Below are 22,217 nucleotides of genomic sequence, written 5' to 3' on the forward strand. Positions count from 1 at the left end.
CGTCGCTCCGTCGGCTCCGCCACCTCCGCTCGGCTGCCGCCGCTCCGCTACTTCTGGTCCTCCAGCTGGAGTTCGAGCGTGAGGTCGGACGTCGCATGGAGCCCCGCGTCGGGCCCGGCCTCCCGCACCCGCTGCACCTCGATCAGCGAACTCCGCAGGTCCGTCAGCCATTCGTCGGTGTTCTGGGCGACCAGCCGCACGCACCAGGACAGCGCGTCGCTCCGGCTGCGCGCCACCCCGCTGGCGATCAGCGTGTCGAGCACCATCCGCTCCGACTGCCGCAGCCGGCTCATCACCGGCGCCGACAGGTGGGTGAACATCGTCAGGTCGTCGCCGCAGCGCACGCCCCAGGAGAGCTGCCTGCGGAACCTGACGTTGGCCTCCCTGGCGATCTCCACCCTGCTCATCCTGGTGCGCTCACGGAACTCCGTGATCCGCCCCTCGATCGCCGCCTCGTACTCCGCCTCCGGCACGCCGGGCGCCAGCTCGGGCTCCGTTATCCGGCCGATGACCGTGATCTCCTCGCGGTCGACCGTGATCTCGGCGAGCTCCGTGAACCACCCCTCGGGCAGCCGCCCCGCGATCCAGCCGCGCAGCTCCTGCCGCCCCTTCTCCGTAATCATGTAATCAACGTTACTCAGCTGGCCGGCTGTGCGCCAGTCGGGTGACGTGGTCTTGTCGCCAATGCGCTCGCTCGATTACCTCAAATCGGCCATTCAGGTCATACTGGACATGCCTGAGAAGGGCGGAAGAGGACGAACGAAGGAGGCGCGTCGCAATGTCCGACGTCTCACGCCGCCACCGGGGGGACCTCACGGGACACCCCGACGAGCGGGAAATGCGGCAGCGGTATAACCGGGTAATGGGTGGGCGGGACGTGGCCCTCGTGGACGCCCCGTTGGTGCTGGCCGGGCTCTATGCCGCGGTGTCGGCATACACGCTCCACTTCAACACCACCGCGTCGTCGTTGGCGACCAACAACCTCATCGCGGGCATCGCCGTCGCGGTGCTCGCGTTGGGTCTCAGCCGGGCCGAGAACATGCGCGGGCTCAGCCTGGCCATCGCCGGAATCGGCATATGGCTCGCCATTTCCCCGTGGGCCGTCGGCAGACATCCTGACGCGGGCATGATGATCAGCAACATCGTGGTCGGGTCCGTGATCCTCCTGCTCGGGCTGGCCAGCGCCGGAATCGGGCTGCTGAAGCGGGGGCGCGGCCGGCGGGAGGCGGCCGCGGCACGGCGGGCCTGACGGCGGGTCACCACGGGGGTCCCGGCCGGGGAGCGACGGGTCGTCGGATTCCGTCCTCCCCGGTCGGTGTATGCCTGGCGGTGTTTCATGTGGCCCTGGAAGCAGGTAAAACTACGTGGTAACTTCACGCAACGTTATCTGGTAGGTGAACCGGCTTTCTGGGGGATTGGTCGGTGATCATGGGAACGCCACGGGGGCCGCACCATCATGCGTACCTGCGACTGAAGCTCGTGTTGGTCGACATGCTCTGCGGGGTGGATTGCGTCCTGGACCCAATGCAGCGCTTCGGCTTCGGCCAGACCGTCAGTGAATCCCTTGGCAGACGTGTGGACCTGCGCGGCAGGGACGCGCGGAGTGACATGGTCGATCTGGTGAACGTCGCCCTGCCCCAGCGCGGTCGGGGCGTCGAGGCCGTCATCTACGCGGTGGAGCTACACGGAGGCAGAGAGGACGCGGCGCGGATCCAGCACAGCGTCGAGCGACTGCTTGACGCCGCGTTCCCCGAGGAGGACGGCGACCAGGGGCTGGCTCCCGCGCTGCCCGAGCGGGACATGAGAGTGGCCCGCGACCTGCTGCGGGCCGCGGCCGTTCCCGACCAGGCGCTCCACTCAGCCGTCACCCGTGAACTCAACCCGCTGGAACTGCCTCAAGACCTGTCGTCCGGCGCCCTGTTCGACCATGTGCTGACCATCGCGGACCAACCGGACGGCCTGCCACCCGCCGTGCTGCTGCTGGAATGCGCCGCCCGACTCGCCGCGGTTTCCGAACAGGCCGAGCGACTGCGTGTCTGGTGCGAGGACTGGGCCCGTGGCGTCGGCGCCCTCGACGCGCTGCGTGAGCGCCGACGGCACATCGCCGCCGCGCCCGAGGCGCTCGATCCCTCGATTCCGAAGTGCCTGGTCGTCGTGATCGATCCGGCCGACGACGGCTCACCTGACGTCGTCGTCCGGCACTGGATCAACGCGCTCGCCGGGCGCTGGGCCCCTGAACCTCGCGATCCCGAGACCACCACCATGGACGGTCTGTCGGACGCTGTGCGGCGCGCCATCAGGCAGAGCAGGCGGCTGTGGGCCGGCACGCCGGAACAGGACGGCACCGACGCCCACGTGGAGTTCGTGCTGCCGTTCTCTCTCCTCAACCATGACGTGGCGCGGCTCGAATCGGACGCGGACTTCGGCGATTCGATACCCATCGGCTCCAGCTTCCTCGTCCACCTGCGCAGCCTTGAGCGGATGCGGGCCAGGGAGCTCCACGACCGTTGGCGCGACCGCTGGAAGACCTTCCGCGAAGGCCAGGTCACGGAGGCCCACCACTGGCCGGCCAGGGATCTGGCCGAACTGCCGCGCTGGCGCCACGAGCTGATCCAGAACCCCCGGTTGACCGCGGTCACCATGGACGCGCCGGCCGTCGAGGGGCAGGGCCTCGAGGCGCTGAAGGCCGCCATCGCCGAAGGCATCGGCCTCGCTCTCTGGGACCGCAGGCCCCAGCGCGACTCGGGGTCTCGGGAGCTCCTGCGCATGCTGGTTGCCTGGCCCCACGCCCACACCCAACTGCCGGCTGCCGTCCGTAAATTGCGTAGCGAAGCCGAACATGACGGCGACGGTCTTCTCCAAGTGGGCCGCCACATCGCGTTCTTCTGGGATGATCCCTCCCGACCCATCAACTGCTAGGGAGGTCCCGGGGTGACGGAGCCCGAAGCCGCAGCGGCACACGACGCGACCGGCCCGGAAGGCCGCCACTCCTGGCGGATCTTCCACGGCACCGGCGTGACCCCCCAGGAAGGTCCGGCTGCCATCCCGGGCCCCCCGCCCTGGCGCGAGTTCAGCGGCGAGCCGCTGCAACCGGCACCCCCCGAGGACGACCGGGCCACCCGACGTCGGCTCGGCGGCGCCGAGATCGCCAGACCCAACCTGCGCGACGAGGAGATCGACACGGTCAACGCGGCCCTGCTCCTGCGCCGCCCGCTCCTGGTCACCGGGCCGCCCGGGGTCGGCAAGTCGACTCTCGCCTACCTGGCCGCTCGCGAACTCGGCCTCGGCCGTGTCCTCCAGTGGAGCATCGTCAGCCGTACCACGCTGCGCGACGGCCTCTACGAGTACGACTCCATCGGCCGGGCCCAGGCGATCGCGGCCTGGCGGGCCGGCGGCCTCGCTGAACCCGATGGCACCCCTGCCGAACAGCCGCCCTATCTGGGGGACTTCATCACCCTCGGCCCGCTGGGCACCGCCCTGCTCGGCTACGCGCGGCCCCGGGTGCTGCTGATCGACGAGCTCGACAAGAGCGACATCGACCTTCCCAACGACCTCCTGCACGCCCTGGAGAACGGCAGCTACGACGTCCCGGAGCTGATCCGTGGCGCCCTGCCCACCGCCAGCGTCTTCACCGACGACCCCCAGCGGCGCGCCGAGATCGTCGGCGGCCGCGTCGAGTGCCGCGAGTTCCCGCTGGTCGTCATCACCAGCAACGGCGAACGCGAGTTCCCCGCCGCGTTCCGCCGCCGCTGCCTCCCGCTCGAGATGCTGCCACCCAGCCGCGAGCAGCTGCTCGCCATCGTCGCCAGCCACCTGCGCCGCCGCCCCGAGGGCGTCAGCGCCCTCGTCGACGATTTTGAGCGGCGGGTGCGGGACGGGGGAACCCAGTCGGTGGACCAGTTGCTCAACGCGGTCCAATTGACCACAGCGGGTGGTTTCCAGAGGGATGACGACGGGCGTAAGCTGATCGAGATGCTCCTCCGCGATCTCGCGAAAGGCCGCTGATGAACGGCTTTCCCCGGGAGCGTGCACCTGCCGACCGCGATCAGGCGCGGGAGACCCCCGCAGGCGATCCGGACTGGCGGGAGATCGCCGACGCGGCCTGGCTTGCGGCAGTCCGGCTGGCTGCCGAGGCGGAACCAGGCGGTGACCGGCCAGCACGCCACCAGCGCGTGACCGGCCATCCGCGTATGGCGCCCGACACGCCGACCATGGCCGACCCCTCAGCAGACGCTCCCGACAGTTCGAACACCGCCCCCAGCTCGGCCGAGCCACCGGCCGGGCACGTCGGCGCCCCCGCGCAGCCGGGCGAGCCCGCCACCGGCGTGCTCCGACGCGCCCCCGACGCGCCCCAGTTGACCGCCGAGCTGCCGGTCGAGCCCGCTGGCGTGCCTGGCCCGCCGCCGAGGTCAGCCGGGTCACCGTCCGCCGCGCCCGTCCGCCTCGCCAAGGCCCTGCACGGGCTGCGTCGCCGGGTGCCGTCCCACAGCCGCGTCGTCCTCGACGAGGAGCGCACCGCCCGGCACGGCGTCACCGACGACCTGTGGATCCCCTATCTGCGACCGGCCGGCGAGACCGCCCTCGACCTGGTGGTGCTCGCCGACGACGGCCCGACCATGCGGATCTGGGACGACACGGTGGCCCGGCTCGCCACCGAGGCCGAGCGCAGCGGCGCCTTTCGCGACGTGCGCGTGGTGCGCCTCGCGTTACCACGTCAGGGTGAGGCCACCCTGCGGTGGCCGGGCGGCCGCGCCGGGGACCCGGCCGAGCTGATCGACGCCCGCGGCAACCGGATCCACCTCGTCGTCACCGACGGCCTCGGCCACGGCTGGGCGGACCCCGCCGCCGACGCCCTGCTCGGCCGCCTCGCCGCCGGCGGCCCCACCGCGCTCGTCCACCTGCTGCCCACCTACCTGTGGCACCGCACCTCGCTCAACCCCTTCCGCGCCGAGCTGGCCGCCGGCGGCTTCGCCGCGCCCAACGGCCGGGTCGGCCACCGCCCCACGCCGGCGGGAACCGACCCGTTACGGCCGCTGCCCACGCCGTCCGGCGACCCGGTGCCCATCCCGGTGCTCAGCCTCAAGCCCGAGTCCTTCACCGCCTGGGCCGAGGTGGTCGCCGGCGAGAGCGGTGTCCGGCGGGCCCTGCCCTTCGTGCTGGTCGGCACCCTGGCCCAGGGCACGCCAACTCCCGGGCTGCGCGCCCCGCGCGTCACCAGCCCGCGCACCGCGGCGGCCGCCGTCGCCAGGTTCGGCTCGCTCGCCAGCCCGACCGCCCGCCGACTGGTGTCCCAACTCGCGGCGATCCCCTTTGAGTTCGACCTGATCGAGGAGCTGCGCCAGCGCGCGTTCCCGGAGGCGGGGCCGGTCCATGTCGCCGAGATCATGATGGGTGGGCTGCTCGACTGGAGCCGCCCCAAGCGGGGCGGCGCCCCCGACTTCGTGACCGGCATCCGCGAGGCCCTGCTCGCCACCAGCAGCCGCACCCAACTCGCCAGGACCGTCAGCCTCTTCGCCGAGCTGAGCGGCGGCAGGGGCCGCGGCGCCAGCCTCAAGGCGGCCCTCAGAGACCCGGAGGGCGCCGCGCTGCCCGAGCTGACCGAGGAGAACCGGACCTGGCTGCCCATCGAGATCGCCGTGCTGAAGGCGCTCTCCGGACCCTATGCCCGGCGCGCCGCCCGGGTCGCAGGACTCGCCAGCGGTGAGCCCACGCGAAGTGCGGATCCCGCTCCCTACGGTAGCGACGAGGCGAATCCGGGCATAAAGCTACTGGGGGAAGAACAGCGACATTCCTCCGCCCCGCCCGTTACTCAGGAAACCACAGCTCGGAAGGCCGACCAGAACATGGCGCCCAACACGTCAGCAACCCGTTATCCCCGCATCGGTCAGCCGAGGATCATGGGTAACGTGCCGCCGAAGAACCCCAACTTCACCGGGCGCGAGGGCCTGTTGACCGCGGTTGAGCAGCAGCTGCGCAGCGACGAGACGGCCGCGGTGCTGCCACACGCGCTGCACGGCATGGGGGGCGTCGGCAAGTCGCAGATCGCCATCGAGTACGTCTACCGGCACAGCCACGAGTACAACGTCATCTGGTGGATCCCCGCCGAGCAGGACAGCCTGATCCTCGGTGCCCTCGCCGACCTGGCCCGCGCCCTCAACCTGGACGTCGGACCCCAGGCCAACACCGCCGTGCCGGCCGTCCGGGAGGCGCTGCGCAGCGGCAAGCCCTACGACAACTGGCTGCTGGTCTTCGATAACGCCGAGGACATCGAGACCGTCCGCGGCTACTTCCCCACCGGCGGGCCCGGCAAGATCATCGTCACCTCGCGCAACCGGGACTGGGAGCGCGTCGCCAACCCCCTCACGGTGAACGTCTTCGAGCGCCACGAGAGCGTCGCGCTCCTCCAGCGTCGCTCGCGTGACCTGAGCGCCGAGGAGGCCAACGAACTGGCCGAGGCCCTTGGCGACCTGCCGCTGGCCATCGAGCAGGCCGGTGCCTGGCACGCGGCCACCGGCATGCCGGTGGCCGAGTACCTCACCCTGCTCAACGAACGCAGCCCCGGCATCCTGGAGCTCGACCCCTCGCCCGACTACCCCGTGTCGGTCGCCGCCGCCTGGAACATCTCGCTCGACCGGCTCTCCGAAGGCAACCCGGCCGCCCGCCAACTCCTCGAGGTCTGCGCCTGCATGGCGCCGGAGCCGATTCCGCTGAGCATCTTCCGCGGCAGTCGCAACGTTGAGATCACGCCCGAGCTCGATCCCATCCTCCGCGACCCGGTGTTGGTCGCCAGGGCCACCAGGGACCTCAGCAAGCTCTCGCTGATCAAGCTCGACCACAAGAACCGCACCCTGCAACTGCACCGCCTGATGCAGGCCGTGCTGCTGGCCGGTCTCACCCCCGCCGAGGCCGAGAAGCGGCTGACCGCCGCCCAGGTGCTGCTGGCCAGCGCCAAGCCGGGCGCCTCGCAAAACGCGGACCAGTGGCCCGCCTACCAGGCGCTGCTGCCCCACGTGATCGCCTCCGGCGCGGTGCGCAGCTCGGACCCCTGGGTGCGGCAGCTGGTGGACGGCTGCGTGCGCTATCTCTACTACTGGGGCGCGCACGACGCCTCGGCCGAGATGGCCCGCGAGGCGTGGACCACCTGGCAGGCGCAGTCCGGCGAGGAGAACCTGGCCGTCATCCAGATGTCCAAGTGGCTGGCTTTCGTGCTGCGCCTGCTCGGGCAGACGGAGGAGGCGTTCGCGCTGAACAGCCGGGCTCTGGAGATCTGCCGCCAGACCAGCGTGCCCGACGAGGAACTCATCGACACCATGGGGCAGATGGCCGGCTCGCTGCGGTATCGCGCCGCGTTCCAGGAGGCCCTGGCACTGGACTCCGAGGCATACGACCGCGCCCGCGACCTGTTCGGCCCCGACGACCCCGCGACCCTTTCGGCGGCCCAGAGCCTGGGTGTCTCCCTGCGACTGCTCGGAAACTTCGCGGCGGCCCGCGAGCTCGACGAGGAGACGGTCAGGCAGTGGGAGCTGCTGTACGGCCCGGCCAACGCGCGGACGCTCAACACCATGAGCGCGCTGGCCATCGACATTCGGGAGTCCGGTGACTACGGCGAGGCGCGGGAGTTGCAGGAGGAGATCTACCGCATCTACCGCAACGTCTTCGGCGAGGACAACGCGGGCACCATCCTGGCCGCCCGCAACCTGGCCGTCTGCCGGCGCAGGGACGGTCTCTATGCCGACGCGAGCGCCCTGATGGAGGAGACCCTGGAGCGGTTCGTCAGCCGCTACGGCGCCGACTACCCGGAGGTGATGAACGCCGCGATGCAGGCGAGCATCGACCGCCGGCTGCGTGGGGACCTCACGGGCGCTCACGAGCTCGGCGAGCGCGTGCTGGCCCGTTATCGGAGGACGATCGGCGAGCGGCACACCTATGCCCTGGTCGCCATGATCAACCACGCGGCGACGCTGCGCGCCCAGGGGGACCTGGCCGGGGCCGACCGGCTGCACACCGCGGCGACCCCGCTGTTCCACGAGGTTCTCGGCGACCGGCATCCCTCGTCACTCGTCGCCGCTATTGGCCAGGCCAATAGCCACTACGCCCGGCTCGACTTCGCCCGGGCCCTGGCCCTGGACGAGCCCACCCTCGCCACGCTCGAGGAGGTGTCGGGGCCCAACCACCCCGTCACCCACCTCTGCCGCGCCAACCTGGCCCTCGACCTGCGCGGCCTCGGCCGGATCGAGGAGGCGGACGCCCACAACTCCCGGGCGGTGGACGGCTTCTCCGCCACCCTCAGCCCCGATCACCCGTGGCTGATCGCCGCCCGGCTGCACCAGCGGATCGAGTGCGACATCGCGCCCATGCCGCTGTAGCGCTTGGCGCTCGTCGCGGCGCCAACCGGCCGGGATGCGCGGGGCGTTCGCGCCCCAGCCCCGGCCATGGCATGCCCCCCCTCGGTAACGGTGACGGTGCGCCAAGGCGACCACCAGGAGGCCCATGACTCCCGAGCGCACCGCCGCCCTTGTGGTCGGCATCGAGCGCTACGCCGCCGGCCCCGACTGGCGGCTGCCGGGACCCGCCCGCGACGCGGTCCGGTTCCGCTCCTGGTTGCTTCGCGTCGGCGTGCCCGAGCGCAATATCCTCCTGCACCTCGCCACGGAGCCGGGCGAAGAGCCCGCCGTCGCCCACCGGCCGGCCACCCTGGCGGCCATCAGGCACGCGCTGCTCACCGAACTCCGAGCCCTGGAGCCCGAGACGCTGTGGATCTGGTGGGGCGGCCACGGCGTGCTCGACGAGCAGGAGAACAATCGGCTGTTCTGCTCCGACGCGACCGTCGCCGACAAGCGCAACCTGCACCTGGAGTCGGCGCGCGCCACCCTGGCCAGCGATCTGCTGCCCGGCCGCACCCGGCAGCTCTGGCTGATCGACTCCTGCCGCACCTTCGTCGAGGAGCATCGCTTTCGCAACACTCTCCCCACCGAGACCCTGCCCTCCGGCCGGCGCACCTCCGTGCACGAGCAGCTCCAACTGCTCGCCGCCACCCGGGGCCAGCGCGCCGCCAACGACCCACTGCGCCGCGCCGGCATCTTCTCCGACCTGCTCCTCGACGTCCTCGACGGCACGCCTGACCAGCCGTGGCCCCCGGACGGTGAGGCCCTCTACCGGGAGGTGGAGGCCCGCCTCGTCCCGCTGCGGGCCCAGGGCATGACGGACCAGCTTCCCACCCTCACCCTGCGAGGGCGGATCGACATCCACCAGGATCCGCCTGCGCCACCTTCGCAGGCACTGCCAGGGCCGGGCCTCCCTACAGCCCCGCTGATCAAGGTGCTGCTCGACTATCCCTTCATGATCGACCCGGCCGAGCGGCAGACCATGGTCACCCTGCTGCCCGCGCAGAGCGTGGAGCGCATGCGGAGACATTCCCTACCGCGCGCGGACCTGGTCGCGATCGTCACCGAACTGCGCCGTCGCCCCGCCGAACTCTGGTCGCTTCACGACGCGGTCACGGTGCTCGACAACGACGAGACCCGGGCCGTCGCACTCGCGACGGCGATTCGGGATCTCGCGGGGCCGCGCGCCTGATCGACTCGGACGTGATACGGGCTTCCCAGCATGCCCCCGGTTCGTCATCATGGAAAGAGATCCGGTAGGCCCGGATCCGTTTAGGCACCCTGTCAGCCGTGGGTGAAGGGGGTTTCCCGGATTGGACGAGCCGGCGATGGCACACATCGCATCCGATGTGGTTGACCTGACTGAGGTGACCCTCGCCGGGCTGCGCGGCGTCCCAGCCTCCACGCGGTCCCGGCGTCTGCTGGACGAGGTACGGCGGGGCAGGAGCCAGGCCCTGGGCGGTGGTGGCAGTCCGGAGCCCGGTGAACCCCCTGGCGAGAACTGACCGTAACAAGGCGGGAGAGCCGCGGTGGACCAGCCAAGTCAGCGGTTGCGCATGCCGGTCCAGTGGTTCGACGAACTCGCCGCCGGGGGCGGATCCCCCGAGGCGCTCGGCTTTCTCGCCAACGGGGAACGCACGCGTGCCCTGATGTTGCTTGTCGAAGTGCTCGACCGCGTCGAGGAGTGGCAGGAGCCAGGTGCCGAAGCGGAGCGGATCCAAGCTGCCTGGCGGCTGATCACCGATGCGGCCGGCCAACGCGCCGCGCCTGTCGAGGCGTTGCTGCTGAGCCCGCAGGTCGGTTGCTGGACGGCCCATCTGCTGCGCCGCCTGCGGGGCGTGGTCGGCGGGCCGCCGCTCTGGGTGGACATCGGCCACCTGTTCGCTGTCTGCCTGGCCGCCCGCGCCCTGGCCGGGCTCGACGCCGAGCTCACCGTCCCCGTCATCGACGGCGCCGTCGTGTTGCCCACACTCGGCCTGGCCCGGCTCGAAAAGCCGGGCTACGGCCCCGAGTTCGCGGCCGCCACGGCCCGGCTGCGTGGCGGCGAGCTGACGCTCACCCAACCCCACGGCCGCACCGTCACCGTCCAACCGCTCGACGACCGGGAGACGACCGACTGGCAGCCACTCCGCCGGCTGGGTGCCGGGGGCGCCGTGCTCGACGACATCGACCCCTATCGCGACCTGGCGGACCCCGTCGCCCCCGCGCGCCTCGACGAGGCCGAAGTCGACGCCTGGCGAAGGCTGTTCGGGGAAGCCACGGCCAACCTGCGGTCCGCGCGTCCCGGGCCCGGGCGGCTGCGTGCCGAGGACGTCCGCCGCATCGTCCCCTGGCCAGGCGGAACGGACCGGCCGCGTGCCGGGGTGCTCAGCGCCACCACCGCCGACGCCTTCGGCTCCATGGTCATCTCCCGACCGAGCGACGGCGTGGCCCTCGCCGAGGCCATGGTGCACGAGTTCCAGCACAGCAAGCTCGACGCCCTTTCGCACCTCTTCCCGCTGCTCGACGACGACCAGGCCGAGGTCCACTACGCACCCTGGCGCCCCGACCCGCGCCCGCTCACCGGACTGCTGCACGGCGCCTACGCCTTCGTCGGCGTCACCGGCTTCTGGCGCGACCGGATGGCCCAATCACCCGGTCCAGCACGGGACTTCGCGGCCTTCCAGTTCGCCCTCTACCGCGCCCAGAGCAGCCGGGCCGTATACACCCTCCGCGGCCGGGCCCGGCTTACCCCCGTCGGCCGCCGGCTGGTCGACGGCCTCGCCGGCACGCTACGCGCATGGCGCAGGGAGCCCGTGCCGCACCCGGCCGCGCACCGGGCAGCCGCGGCCGCCGTCAGCCACGCCGTCGAGTGGCGGCTGCGCAACCTCCACCCGCGAATATCAGGCGATGTGGCGCCGGTCGGCTGGGCCGACGACCGCCTCCGGCTCTACCGCGAGCCACCCCGCGCCCCGACGACCCCAGACGAGTTCCTGACCACCGGCCACCCCCATGCCGCCACTGCCGGCTACGCCGCACAGTTACGCGGCACCCCGGACGACCGCCACGCCCTCGCCGGCTGGCTGCTCGCCACCGCCGCCACCCACCCCCACCGCCGCCGCCTGTTACGGCACCCTGAGCACTTCCTCGCGGCCCTCACCGCCACCGGCCATCCGCCAGGATCCCGGCACATGGACGAGGTGGCCGACGAGCTCTGCGCCCCCTGAGCCACCACACGCGACGGGCCCGGCCGCCGCCCCCGAAGGGGGCGAGGACCGGGCCCTTCTCGCGTGCCTGAAGGCTCGCGCCCTACACGTCGAGCAACACGTCGACCTACACGTCGAAGTAGAGCTCGAACTCGTGCGGGTGCGGCCGGAGCTGCATCGGGGCGATCTCCTTCTCGCGCTTGAAGTCGATCCAGGTCTCGATCAGGTCGGCCGTGAAGACGCCGCCGGCCTGTAGGTACTCGTTGTCGGCCTCCAGGGCCTCCAGGACCGCGGGCAGCGAGGTCGGGACCTGGGGGAGCTCGGCGTGCTCCTCGGGGGCCAGCTCGTACAGGTCCTTGTCGATCGGCTCGGCCGGCTCGATCTTGTTCTTGATGCCGTCGAGGCCGGCGAGCAGCAGCGCCGAGAACGCCAGGTACGGGTTGGACGACGGGTCGGGGGCGCGGAACTCGACGCGCTTCGCCTTGGGGTTGGAGCCGGTGATCGGGATCCGCATCGCGGCGGAGCGGTTCCGCTGCGAGTAGACCAGGTTGACCGGCGCCTCGAAGCCCGGGACCAGGCGGTGGTAGGAGTTCACCGTCGGGTTGGTGAAGGCGAGCAGCGACGGGGCGTGCTTGAGGATGCCGCCGATGTAGTAGCGGGCGGTGTCCGAGAGGCCCGCGTAGCCCTGCTCGTCGTAGAACAGCGGGTTGCCGCCGGCCCACAGGGACTGGTGGACGTGCATGCCGGAGCCGTTGTCGCCGAAGATCGGCTTGGGCATGAAGGTGGCGGTCTTGTTGTTGCGCCAGGCGACGTTCTTGACGATGTACTTGAACAGCATCAGGTCGTCGGCGGCGGCGAGCAGCGTGTTGTACTTGTAGTTGATCTCGGCCTGGCCCGCGGTGCCCACCTCGTGGTGCTGGCGCTCGACCTCCAGGCCGGCCTTGATCAGTTCGAGGGAGATCTCGGCGCGCAGGTCGGCGAAGTGGTCGACCGGCGGGGCCGGGAAGTAGCCGCCCTTGTAGCGGACCTTGTAGCCGCGGTTGCCGCCCTCCTCGATGGCGCCGGTGTTCCAGGCGCCGGCCACGGAGTCGATGTAGTAGTAGCCGGCGTTCGACTTGGTCTCGAAGCGGACGTCGTCGAACACGTAGAACTCGGCCTCGGGGCCGAAGAAGGCGGTGTCCGCGATGCCGGAGGAGGCCAGGTACGCCTCGGCCTTCTTCGCCACGTTCCGCGGGTCGCGGCTGTACGCCTCACCCGTGATCGGGTCGTGGATGAAGAAGTTGATGTTGACCGTCAGGTCCTTGCGGAACGGGTCGACCCGCGCCGTGGTCAGGTCGGGGACCAGCGCCATGTCGGACTCGTGGATGGCCTGGAAGCCTCGGATCGACGATCCGTCGAACATCAGGCTCTCGTTCGGGTCGAAGCTGCCGACCGGAACGGTCACGTGCTGCATGATGCCCGGCAGGTCGCAGAAGCGGACGTCGATGAACTTGACGTCCTTTTCCGCGAGGTACTTGTTGATCTCGTCGGCGTTCTGGAACATCCGGTGTCCTCCTACCCCCGGCCCTGCGGGGTCGGGGAGTGTGCAGCTCGGGGAATGGCCCGGTACGTGGGCCTGCCGGGGTCGACCCTAAGGACGTGCCATTTCTCGGGCATGACTCATTCGTTTCGCCGATGTTAACCGGACTTCTCCCCTGATACCGGTGACGGGTCCGGTGGGCACGCGCGCTACGGTGGAGTGGTGGACAAGAGTCAGGCAACGGGCTCGCGGCCTTCGGGACCGCGTGCGGCCGCCGACGACATGGGCGTCGACTTCGGGTACCGCGGGGAGCGTCTCGGGCTGCCGAGGGAGGGCCCCGGATCCCTCGCTTCGACGGGGCGCCGGCTGGCGGCCATCTTTGTCGACTGGGCGCTTTGTGGGCTGATCGCATACGGTCTGCTCGCCGACGGTCAGCCGCGGGCCGCCAACAGCTGGACGCTGCCGGTCTTCGTCGTGATGTCGATCCTGCTGGTGGGCACCCTCGGCCGCACGCCGGGCAAGCGGCTGCTCGGGCTGCGGGTCGTCCACGTGAGCGGCGGCCGGCTGAGCTTCCCCCGCGCCGCCCTGCGGACGGTGCTGCTGGCCCTGGCCATCCCCGCCCTGGTCTGGGACCGCGACACCCGCGGCCTCCACGACAAGCTCGCCCACGCGGTCCAGATCCGCGCCTGACCGGCCGGCGACGACGACACGGCGATGGCCCTGGTCCCGCTCGGGGGGACCAGGGCCATCGCCGTGTCGTCGTCGTGTCGGGCGGGGTCAGCGCCCCCGGCGCTGCTGGCCGCCCTTCGGCAGCCGCATGCCCTTCGGCATCGGCCCCTTCGGCAGCGGCATGTTGCTCATCAGGTCGCCCATGGCGCGCAGCCGGTCGTTGACCTCGGTGACGCGCGGGCCGGCCAGCACCCGCGGGAACTTGAGGATCGTGGAGCGCAGCTTCTTCAGCTCCACCTGGCCCTCGGCGTTGCCGACGATCACGTCGTGCACCGGCACCTCGGAGATCGCCCGGTTCATCCGCCGCTTCTCGGCCGCGATCAGGGTCTTGAGCCGGTTCGGGTTGCCCTCGCCGACCAGCACCACGCCGAACTTGCCGACCGCGCGGTGCACCACGTCCTGGTTGCGGTTGATCGCGACGGCCGGCGTGAAGTTCACGCCGCGCCGCATGTTCTCCAACACCGCGGCCGCGGCGCCCGGCTGGCCCTCCATCTGGCCGAACGCGGCCCGCTCGGCCCGCCGTCCGAAGACGATCGCCGTGGTCAGCAGCGCGACCAGGAGGCCGAGGATGCCGAGATAGATCGGGTGGCCGATCAGGAAACCAATGGCCAGGACGACACCGAAGGTGCCGAGGCCCACCGCTGAGATGACCCAACCGATCCAGCGGTCGGCCCGCCGGGTCATCCTGTATGTCAGGGCGATCTGCTTGAGCCGCCCCGGGTTTTCGGAATCCTGTTCCTTGTCCTTCCGCGCCATGCCCGCCAGTCTACGGGGCCACGCCCCGCGCGAACGCACGGGCAAGGGGTTCTCGGGGCCGCTCAGGCCGGCGGGCCGGTCACGGTCCGGTGTCAGCGCAGGGTCATGGGGCCCTTCGGACCACTCAGGCCGGCAGGCCGGCTCCGCACGGCCTCGAGCACCCGCTCCGCCTCGGAGCGGGCCGCGGCCCGCTCCCGGTCCTCCTGGACGGCGGCCCAGGCGTTCCGCAGGGCGGTGCGCCGGCCGCCGCGCAGCAGCCGTTCCTCCAGCAGACGCAGCGTTCCCGTCACTGACGGTCGCGCCGGGCTGACATACCGCATGACCAGTCCCTCCCCGGGCAGGTCGGTCACAACTCCCCCTATTGTTATCGAACGGTGTTTCGCTGCCATGACCCGGCGGTGAACCCCGGGGCACGACTCAGGCCGCCCGGGTCTCCCCGCGACGGGCGATCGCCTGCTGGTAGAGGCGGCCGGCCCGGTAGGACGAGCGCACCATCGGCCCCGACATCACGCCGGCGAAGCCGATCTCCTCGGCCTCCTGCCGCAGCTCGACGAACTCCTCGGGCTTCACCCAGCGCTCCACCGGGTGGTGGCGCGGGGTCGGCCGCAGGTACTGGGTGATGGTGATCAGCTCGCAGCCCGCCTCGTGCAGGTCGCGCAGCGCCTGGCTGATCTCGTCCCGGGTCTCGCCCATGCCGAGGATCAGGTTCGACTTGGTGACCAGGCCGTCCTCGCGGGCCAGCGTCAGCACCCGCAGCGAGCGGTCGTAGCGGAACGCGGGCCTGATCCGCTTGAAGATCCGCGGCACCGTCTCCACGTTGTGGGCCAGCACCTCGGGGCGGGAGCCGAAGACCTCGGCCAGCTGCTCGGGCACGGCGTTGAAGTCCGGGATCAGCAACTCGACGCCGGTGTCCGGCATCAGGCCGTGGATCTGGCGGACCGTCTCGGCGTAGATCCAGGCGCCGCCGTCCGGCAGGTCGTCCCGCGCCACCCCGGTGATCGTGGCGTACCGCAGCTCCATCTGCTTCACCGACTCGGCGACCCGGCGCGGCTCGTCCCGGTCGACCTCGGTGGGCTTGCCGGTGTCGATCAGGCAGAAGTCGCAGCGCCTGGTGCACTGCTCGCCGCCGACGAGGAAGGTGGCCTCCCGGTCCTCCCAGCACTCGAAGATGTTCGGGCAGCCGGCCTCCTGGCAGACGGTGTGCAGCCCCTCGCGCTTCACCAGGCCGTGCAGCGCCTGGTACTCGGGCCCCAGGCGGGCCCGGGTCTTGATCCACTCGGGCTTGCGCTCGATGGGGGTCTGGCTGTTCCGAACCTCCAGGCGCAGCATCTTGCGCCCGTCGGGTGCGACAGCGGACACGTCCGGCTCCCTACCACTTTCGATTCTTCGGCGTATCCCAGCCTACGCCTTGGCTTGTGCGGGTGACGCGGTGAGGCGGGCCACATTCCGTCCCGACGGCCACCGCCCCCACCATCCCCACCGCCTCCACCGTCAGACCGCGCGGGGCAGCGGGACCGTGGTCCCCAGCACCTCGCGCAGACGCTTCTCCAGCGCCGGCACGACCTCGGCCACCGGCACCGGCCTGCCGAGCTCCCGCGAGAGCGACGTGGTGCCCGCGTCCCTGATGCCGCACGGCACGATCCGGTCGAACGACGTGATGTCCGGGTCGCAGTTGAGCGCGAAACCGTGCATGGTGACCCCCTTGGCCACCCGGATCCCGATCGAACAGAGCTTGCGGTCCTCGCCCCGCTGACCCGCGTTGGACGGCGCGTACTCGGGCCCGTGCAGCCGCGGGTCGAACTCCTCGTCGTGCAGCCGCGGGTCGAAGTCGAGCGAGAGCCCGCCGAGCCGCGCCGCCCCGTGCTCGCCCCGCTGCGCCTCGCCGAGCACCCACACCCCGCTGCGGCCCTCCACCCGGGAGGTCTCCACGCCGAAGTCGGCGCACAGCCGGATCACGGCCTCCTCGAGCCGCCGCACGTGCGCGACCACGTCGACCGGGCGCGGCAGCTTCAGGATCGGATAGCCGACCAGCTGCCCTGGACCGTGCCAGGTGATCTTCCCGCCCCGGTCGACGTCCACCACGGGCGTGCCGTCCAGCGGCCGCTCGTTGTCCGCCGTGCGCCGGCCCGCCGTGTAGACCGCGGGGTGCTCGAGCAACAGCACGGTGTCGGGGATCTCGTCCGAGAACCGTGCGGTGTGGACCCGCCGCTGCTCCTGCCAGGCCGCGTGATACTCCACGGCCTCCGATCCGAAGCCCAGATGGACAAAGCGCAGCTCGCTCACGCGGCTTTCCCTTCGCACATTCGTACCGGCGCCAGTGGGCGCTTCGAATCAACTGTAAGCCCGCCTCGACGGCATGCGCGGGCCGCCCCATGGCTCACACATATGGATGAATCCTCGCTCCAGAAGCCGATGAAACCGGTAGGGACCGTTACATTCGCGCCGTTCCAGCCGCACAGCCGTAAGGCAGGAGACCGCACCGCCGATGTCCACGGAACGACCCGGAGGCCCGCCCTCCTCACAGTCCACGCCACCGCGCACGCCGAACCGCCAGCTCGCCGCCCTGATCGCCGAGGCCGGGTTCTCCCATGCCGGGTTGGCCCGACGAGTCGACCAGCTCGGCCTCGAACACGGCCTCGATCTCCGCTATGACAAGACGTCCGTGACCCGCTGGCTGCGCGGCCAGCGGCCGCGGGGCACCACCCCGGCCCTGATCGCCGAGGTCTTCACCCGCCGGCTCGGCCGCCGCCTCTCCGCGCAGGACCTGGGCCTCGAAGCCTGCGCCCCCGTCTACGCCGGCCTGGAGTTCGCCGCCAGCCCGGCCGAGGCCGTCGACATCGTCGCCGGCCTCTGGCGCAAGGACTCGGGCAGCTACGCCGAGCTCCGCAAGATCGCCTTCACGCCGGCCGGCCTCGTCGTGCCGAGCCGCGACTGGCTCATCGGCCGCCCCGACGAGCGGGTGGCCCGCGGCGAGCCGGCTCCCGCCGAACCGGCGGCCGGCACGCAGACGTCCGGGCCGCTGGTGCGGGTGCCCGAGCAGGGCCGCGCGGCGGTCCGCCCCTCGGGGCCGCCGGGCCCACAACGCCCCGACCGGCTGGCCGGCGCGCACCCGCCGCACGCCCCCCACGGCCCGCACCACCCGCCGGCGGCCGGCGCCGTGCGCTTCCCCCAGGTCGCCGCTGGCCGGCCGGTCCGCCCCGAGCGGCAGGGCCCGCTCGACCGCGTCGAACGCGGCCCCGGGCAGCGGGTCACCGCCGGCGACATCGCGGCCCTCCGCTCGGTCGCCAACCTCTTCCGCGAACTCGACCAGACGTACGGCGGTGGGCACGCCAGGCAGGCCCTGGTCCGCTACCTGGAGCACGAGCTGGAGCCGATGCTCCGCGGCAGCTACGGCGAGCAGACCGGCCGCCGGCTGTTCTCGGCCGCCGCCGACCTGACCCGGCTCGCCGGCTGGACCGCCTACGACATCGCCGCCCACGGCCTGGCCCAGCGGTACTTCGTCCAGGCCCTGCGCCTCGCCCAGGCGGCGGGCGACCGCAGCTACGGCAGCTACGTGCTGGTCTCGATGAGCAGGCAGGCCGTCTACCTCGGCCACGGCCGCGAGGCGGTCCAGCTCGCCAGGGTCGCCCAGCAGGGCATGGCCAGCTCGGTCGCCCCGGTCGTCCAGGCCCTGCTGCACGCCGTCGAGGCGCGCGGCCACGGACTGCTCGGCGAGGTGCGCAGCTGCACCGCGGCGCTGGCCAGGGCCGAGCGCGCCCTGGAGTCCGCCCGGCCAGGCGAGGACGTCCCGGCCTGGGCCCGCTTCTTCGACGAGGCGCAGCTGGCCGACGAGTTCGCCCACTGCCACCGCGACCTCCAGCAGTACCGCGCCGCGGCGCGGCACGCGGAGCGGTCACTCCAGCTGCGGCCGACCAACTTCGCCCGCAGCCGGCTCTTCTGCCGCGTCGTGCTGGCCAGCGCCAGGCTCGGCCTCGGCGACGTGGAGCAGGCGTGCGGGCTGGCCGCGGAGGCGGCGCAGCAGGCCATGGAGATGCGGTCGGCCAGGGCGCACGAGTACATCCAGGACTTCGACCGCCGCCTCGAACCGTTCAGGGACGCGGCGCCGGTGCGGAGCTATCGGGAGCGGGTCGCTGCGCTGACGTAGGGCGGTGGGGTTTTGCCCACCCACCCGCCCTTTTCCGGCGAACGGTGGTGCGGGTGGTCCGGCGCCTCATCGGTACGTGTCCCCAGGCGGGGCCTGGCCGCCTGGCGATCCGGGTGGGCCGACGTCGCCGCCCGCCGTGGCGAGGTGTGCGGGGGAGTGGGCTGGCTGGGTGCCGCAGGCCGCTGCCCGGCCGGGCGCGCCCGGCCGCCGTTCGCCGGCGTCGGGCTCGCGGGCCGCTTCGCGGCGCGTGCGCGGGCGATGCCCTGGGCGGCCAGCGCCGCGGCCGCGCCGACCGTGGCGCCGGGGCCGTGTGCGCGGCGCCACTCTCCGGGGGCGGGCCGGGGCTGGCCGGCGTTCAGCCGGGGCCGTGAGTGCGGGGCACCGTTCACGAGCGCGGCACGGTCAGACCGCTTCGCGGTGCCCCGGGGCGACTTGGCCGGCGTTCGCCGGGCCGGGTACGCGGGGTGCCACCCATGGCGGGCGCAGCCTGCCCCACGGCGCCGTGGGGCGATGCCCCGCTGCCGTGCGTACGGTTCTGGCCGCCGTGGTGGGCCGCGTCACCCCGCCGGCGGGCCGGTCAGACTGCTTCGCGGTGCCGTGCGGGGCGAAGCCCCGTTGCTGGGTGTGCGGTTCTGGCCGCCGTGGGTGGCACGGCTGTGGCGGCCTGGCCGGCGACCGCCGGGGCCGCGTTCGCGGGGCGCCGCCCGCGAGGCGGCGGGTCGTGCCGCCCCGCGGCGCGGCCGTGTGCACGGGGCGCCGCCCGGTGGTTGGCGGTGCTGGGCGGCTGCGCCGCCCCCTGGGGCGGCCACGGTGGGCCCGCGGGTTGCTGTCCGGGGAGCGCTTAGGGTGGGGCCTCGTGCTCTACGGCAGATCGGTGGAGGTCGGCGCGCTCGACGAGGTGATCGGGCGGGCTCGTGACGGCTTCGGTGGTGCCGTGGTGTTGCGGGGGGAGGCGGGGGCGGGGAAGACCGCGCTGCTCGACGAGGTGACCGCGCGCGGCGGTGCGATGCGGGTGCTGCGGACCACCGGGGTCGAGCCCGAGTCCGACCTCGCGTTCGCGGCGCTGCACCAGGTGTTGTGGCCGGTGGTCGGCTCGCTCGACGCGCTGCCCGAGCCGCAGTGCGACGCGGTGCGGGCGGCCCTCGGGCTCACCGCCGGCGGGCACGGCGACCGGTATCTGCTGGGGGCCGGCGTGCTGTCGCTGCTGGCCGAGGCCGCCGCGCCCGGCGGGCTGATCTGCGTGGTCGACGACCTCCAGTGGGTGGATCCGGCCTCGGCCGACGCGTTGCTGTTCGCCGCCAGGCGGCTGGCGACGGAGCGGATCGCGATGCTGTTCGCCGTCCGCGGGGACGCCCGGGTCAGGGGCGTCACGGCCACGGTGGACGTGCCGGGACTGCCCGCGGCCGCGGCGGCCGAGCTGCTGGCGTCCCGCCACGGTGTGGCCCCCGGCGTGGCACGGGAACTCGTCACGCTGACCCGCGCGAACCCGCTCGCCCTGGGTGAGATCGCCGCCCGCCTGACCCCCGCGCAGCTCGCCGGGCGGGAGCCGCTGCCCGATCCGCTGCCAGGTGGCGCCCGGCTCTTCGGCGAGCGGGTGGCGGCGTTGTCGCCCGCCGCCCGGCGGCTCGCCCTGGTCGCCGCCGTGGCGGCCGACGCCGACCCGGTGCCGCGCGCCAGCGACGGGCTGGCGCTGGCCGAGCTCGAGGAGTCGGGGCTGGCCGAGCTCGCGGGCACGCGCGTGCGCTTCCGCCATCCGCTGGTCCGCTCGGCGGTGCACGAGGCGGCCTCAGCCGAGGACGTCCGCCGGGCGCACGCCGTGCTCGCGGAGCTGACCGAGGGGGACAGCCGGGCCTGGCACCTGGCCGGAGCCGCCACCGGCCAGGACGAGCGGGTCGCCGCCGAGCTGGTGGCCGCCGCGGAGCGGGCGCGGGACCGCGGCGGGTACGGCACCGCCGCCGGCGCGCTGGCCAGGGCCGCCGAGCTGACGCCCGAGCCGCGCGCCCGTGCCGTCCGGCTGATGGACGCCGCCGTCGCGGCCTGGCTCGGCGGCCGCCCGGGGAGGGCGGAGTCGCTGCTGGCCGAGGCCCGCGACCTGGCCGGCGGGGACGCCGACCTCAGCCGGCGGATCGCCAGGCTCCGCGGCCGGTTCGAGCTGAACTCCGGCAACGCCGCCGAGGCCGTACGGATCCTGGCCGCCGGCGACGACCTCGAGACGCTGGCCGACGCCGCGGAGGCCGCCTCGTACGTCGGCGACCCGGCGGCCATCGTCGCGCTCGGCCGGCGGGCGGCGGCGCACCCCGAGGGGTTCCTGCGGGACACCGTGGCCGGGATCGGCCTGGTGCTCGACGGCGACCCGGCCGGCCCTGGCCTGCTGCGGCGGGCGCTGGCGCGGGTCGGCGAGCTGCGGCACGCGGCCGAGTACCTGTGGGCAACGGCCGCGGCCAGCTATCTGGGCGAGTCGGACGTGGCGACCGAGCTGGTCGACCGGGCCGGCCGGGTGGCCAGGGTGTCAGGCATGACGGGGCAACTGCCGGTCGTGCTGGAGTTCGTGGCCACGGCCGAGCGGATCGCCGGCCGGCTGGCGAGCAGCCGGGCCGTCTCCGACGAGGGCCTCGAACTGGCCCGCGAGGCCGGGTACCGGAACACCGAGGCCGCCCACCTGGCCAATCTCGCGGTGCTCGCGGCGTTGCGCGGCGACGAGGAGGAGTGCGCACGGCGGGCCCGGGAGGCGCTGGCCATCGCCGTGCCGCACCGGGTGGGGCTGCGCGCGGGGACCGCCGCCTACGGGCTGGGAATGCTCGACCTCTGCCTGGGGCGCCACGCGGCGGCGCACGACCGCTTCACGGCCCTCGCAGCGGCGGGCCCGGGCGCCGGCCACCCCACCGTGGCGTGGCGGTCGACGCCCGACCGGGTCGAGGCCGCCGAGGGCGCGGCCGATGAGTCGGCCGCGCGGGCGGCGCTCGACGCGTACCGCCGGTGGTCCGCGAACGCCGCGACGCCCGAGTCGCGGGCGCTGCTCGCCCGTTGCCGGGGTCTCGCCGAATCGTCGGACGACGCGCTCCGCGAGGCGCTGCGGCTGCACACCAACCCGTTCGAGGCGGCCAGGACGGCGCTGCTGCTCGGCGAGCGGCTGCGCCGGGCGCAGCGGCCAGGCGAGGCGCGGGCGCAGCTGCGGACGGCGTGGGAGACGTTCGAGCGGGCGGGCGCGCGGCCGTGGGCGAGGCGGGCGCAGGACGAGCTGCGGGCGGCGGGCGAGAGCGGGCAGCCGCCGCCGTCCGCCGTGCTCGACGCGCTGACCCCGCAGGAGCTGCGGATCGCGGGGCTGGTCGCCGACGGCCTGTCGAGCAAGGAGATCGCGGCCCGGCTCTTCCTGAGCCCGCGCACCGTCGAGTACCACCTGTACAAGATCTATCCGAAGCTGGGCATCGGCTCCCGTACGGAACTGGCGCGACTGGTAGTTCTACGGAAGCCACCGGTGGCGGAGCCCGGCAGGCTCTGAG

15 protein-coding genes are annotated in these 22,217 nt (G+C 72.8%); 9 read left to right on the top strand and 6 right to left on the bottom strand.

Annotated features, from left to right (window positions below; translation table 11 throughout):
• Nucleotides 1-47: 47 nt before the first annotated feature.
• Nucleotides 48-623: a hypothetical protein gene (locus ACYVPE_RS17825; protein WP_461034605.1), complete on the bottom strand. Its 576-nt coding sequence runs from the start codon at nucleotides 621-623 to the stop codon at nucleotides 48-50.
• Between the two features lie 155 nt (nucleotides 624-778).
• Between ACYVPE_RS17825 and ACYVPE_RS17830 the strand changes: the two genes are divergently transcribed.
• The 6 genes from ACYVPE_RS17830 to ACYVPE_RS17855 all read left to right on the top strand — a co-directional run bounded on the left by ACYVPE_RS17830 (nucleotide 779) and on the right by ACYVPE_RS17855 (nucleotide 11,590).
• Nucleotides 779-1,249, top strand: a complete 471-nt coding sequence (locus tag ACYVPE_RS17830; protein ID WP_461034606.1) for an SPW repeat protein — start codon at nucleotides 779-781, stop codon at nucleotides 1,247-1,249.
• A gap of 179 nt (nucleotides 1,250-1,428) precedes the next feature.
• On the top strand, nucleotides 1,429-2,919 hold the full coding sequence (locus ACYVPE_RS17835; protein WP_461034632.1) for a VMAP-C domain-containing protein: 1,491 nt from the start codon (nucleotides 1,429-1,431) through the stop codon (nucleotides 2,917-2,919).
• Nucleotides 2,920-2,931: 12 nt separating this feature from the next.
• The gene (locus ACYVPE_RS17840) at nucleotides 2,932-4,005 is read left to right on the top strand and encodes an AAA family ATPase (protein WP_461034607.1); all 1,074 of its coding nucleotides are present in this window, start codon (nucleotides 2,932-2,934) and stop codon (nucleotides 4,003-4,005) included.
• A complete protein-coding gene (gene fxsT, locus ACYVPE_RS17845; protein ID WP_461034608.1) occupies nucleotides 4,005-8,366 on the top strand; it encodes an FxSxx-COOH system tetratricopeptide repeat protein in 4,362 nt (1,453 codons plus the stop codon). Before ACYVPE_RS17840 ends, fxsT begins: the two co-directional genes overlap by 1 nt.
• Nucleotides 8,367-8,490: 124 nt before the next feature.
• Nucleotides 8,491-9,576 (top strand): effector-associated domain 2-containing protein, encoded by a 1,086-nt coding sequence (locus tag ACYVPE_RS17850; protein WP_461034609.1) that lies wholly within the window; start codon nucleotides 8,491-8,493, stop codon nucleotides 9,574-9,576.
• A gap of 337 nt (nucleotides 9,577-9,913) precedes the next feature.
• The gene (locus tag ACYVPE_RS17855; protein WP_461034610.1) at nucleotides 9,914-11,590 is read left to right on the top strand and encodes an HEXXH motif domain-containing protein; all 1,677 of its coding nucleotides are present in this window, start codon (nucleotides 9,914-9,916) and stop codon (nucleotides 11,588-11,590) included.
• Between the two features lie 106 nt (nucleotides 11,591-11,696).
• Here ACYVPE_RS17855 and glnA read toward each other — a convergent pair whose 3' ends face one another.
• Nucleotides 11,697-13,112, bottom strand: coding sequence for a type I glutamate--ammonia ligase (gene glnA, locus ACYVPE_RS17860; RefSeq protein ID WP_132819091.1), 1,416 nt, complete (start codon nucleotides 13,110-13,112; stop codon nucleotides 11,697-11,699).
• 198 nt (nucleotides 13,113-13,310) lie between these two features.
• On the opposite strand from glnA, the gene ACYVPE_RS17865 reads away from it, so the two are divergent.
• Nucleotides 13,311-13,778: an RDD family protein gene (locus ACYVPE_RS17865; protein WP_461034611.1), complete on the top strand. Its 468-nt coding sequence runs from the start codon at nucleotides 13,311-13,313 to the stop codon at nucleotides 13,776-13,778.
• A gap of 87 nt (nucleotides 13,779-13,865) precedes the next feature.
• Here the strand turns inward: ACYVPE_RS17865 and ACYVPE_RS17870 are convergent, their stop codons facing one another.
• From ACYVPE_RS17870 to lipB, 4 genes are all read right to left on the bottom strand, one after another.
• On the bottom strand, nucleotides 13,866-14,573 hold the full coding sequence (locus ACYVPE_RS17870) for a DUF4191 domain-containing protein (protein WP_461034612.1): 708 nt from the start codon (nucleotides 14,571-14,573) through the stop codon (nucleotides 13,866-13,868).
• Between the two features lie 92 nt (nucleotides 14,574-14,665).
• The gene (locus ACYVPE_RS17875) at nucleotides 14,666-14,923 is read right to left on the bottom strand and encodes a hypothetical protein (RefSeq protein WP_461034613.1); all 258 of its coding nucleotides are present in this window, start codon (nucleotides 14,921-14,923) and stop codon (nucleotides 14,666-14,668) included.
• 67 nt (nucleotides 14,924-14,990) lie between these two features.
• Nucleotides 14,991-15,932: a lipoyl synthase gene (gene lipA, locus ACYVPE_RS17880; RefSeq protein WP_461034614.1), complete on the bottom strand. Its 942-nt coding sequence runs from the start codon at nucleotides 15,930-15,932 to the stop codon at nucleotides 14,991-14,993.
• A 132-nt stretch (nucleotides 15,933-16,064) separates the two neighbouring features.
• The gene (gene lipB / locus ACYVPE_RS17885; RefSeq protein ID WP_461034615.1) at nucleotides 16,065-16,856 is read right to left on the bottom strand and encodes a lipoyl(octanoyl) transferase LipB; all 792 of its coding nucleotides are present in this window, start codon (nucleotides 16,854-16,856) and stop codon (nucleotides 16,065-16,067) included.
• 202 nt (nucleotides 16,857-17,058) lie between these two features.
• Between lipB and ACYVPE_RS17890 the strand changes: the two genes are divergently transcribed.
• Nucleotides 17,059-18,717, top strand: coding sequence for a regulator (locus ACYVPE_RS17890; RefSeq protein WP_461034616.1), 1,659 nt, complete (start codon nucleotides 17,059-17,061; stop codon nucleotides 18,715-18,717).
• Between the two features lie 856 nt (nucleotides 18,718-19,573).
• Nucleotides 19,574-22,216, top strand: a complete 2,643-nt coding sequence (locus ACYVPE_RS17895; protein WP_461034617.1) for an AAA family ATPase — start codon at nucleotides 19,574-19,576, stop codon at nucleotides 22,214-22,216.
• Nucleotide 22,217 lies beyond the last annotated feature (1 nt).

The sequence above is a fragment of the Streptomyces mayteni genome, from assembly GCF_054783955.1.

Bases quoted from the DNA above. Each gene is read 5' to 3' on its own strand.
- ACYVPE_RS17870 (WP_461034612.1), bottom strand. From the start codon at position 14,573: ATGGCGCGGAAGGACAAGGAACAGGATTCCGAAAACCCGGGGCGGCTC.
- ACYVPE_RS17835 (WP_461034632.1), top strand. From the start codon at position 1,429: ATGGGAACGCCACGGGGGCCGCACCATCATGCGTACCTGCGACTGAAG.
- fxsT (WP_461034608.1), top strand. From the start codon at position 4,005: ATGAACGGCTTTCCCCGGGAGCGTGCACCTGCCGACCGCGATCAGGCG.
- glnA (WP_132819091.1), bottom strand. From the start codon at position 13,112: ATGTTCCAGAACGCCGACGAGATCAACAAGTACCTCGCGGAAAAGGAC.
- ACYVPE_RS17830 (WP_461034606.1), top strand. From the start codon at position 779: ATGTCCGACGTCTCACGCCGCCACCGGGGGGACCTCACGGGACACCCC.
- ACYVPE_RS17890 (WP_461034616.1), top strand. From the start codon at position 17,059: ATGTCCACGGAACGACCCGGAGGCCCGCCCTCCTCACAGTCCACGCCA.
- ACYVPE_RS17850 (WP_461034609.1), top strand. From the start codon at position 8,491: ATGACTCCCGAGCGCACCGCCGCCCTTGTGGTCGGCATCGAGCGCTAC.
- ACYVPE_RS17825 (WP_461034605.1), bottom strand. From the start codon at position 623: ATGATTACGGAGAAGGGGCGGCAGGAGCTGCGCGGCTGGATCGCGGGG.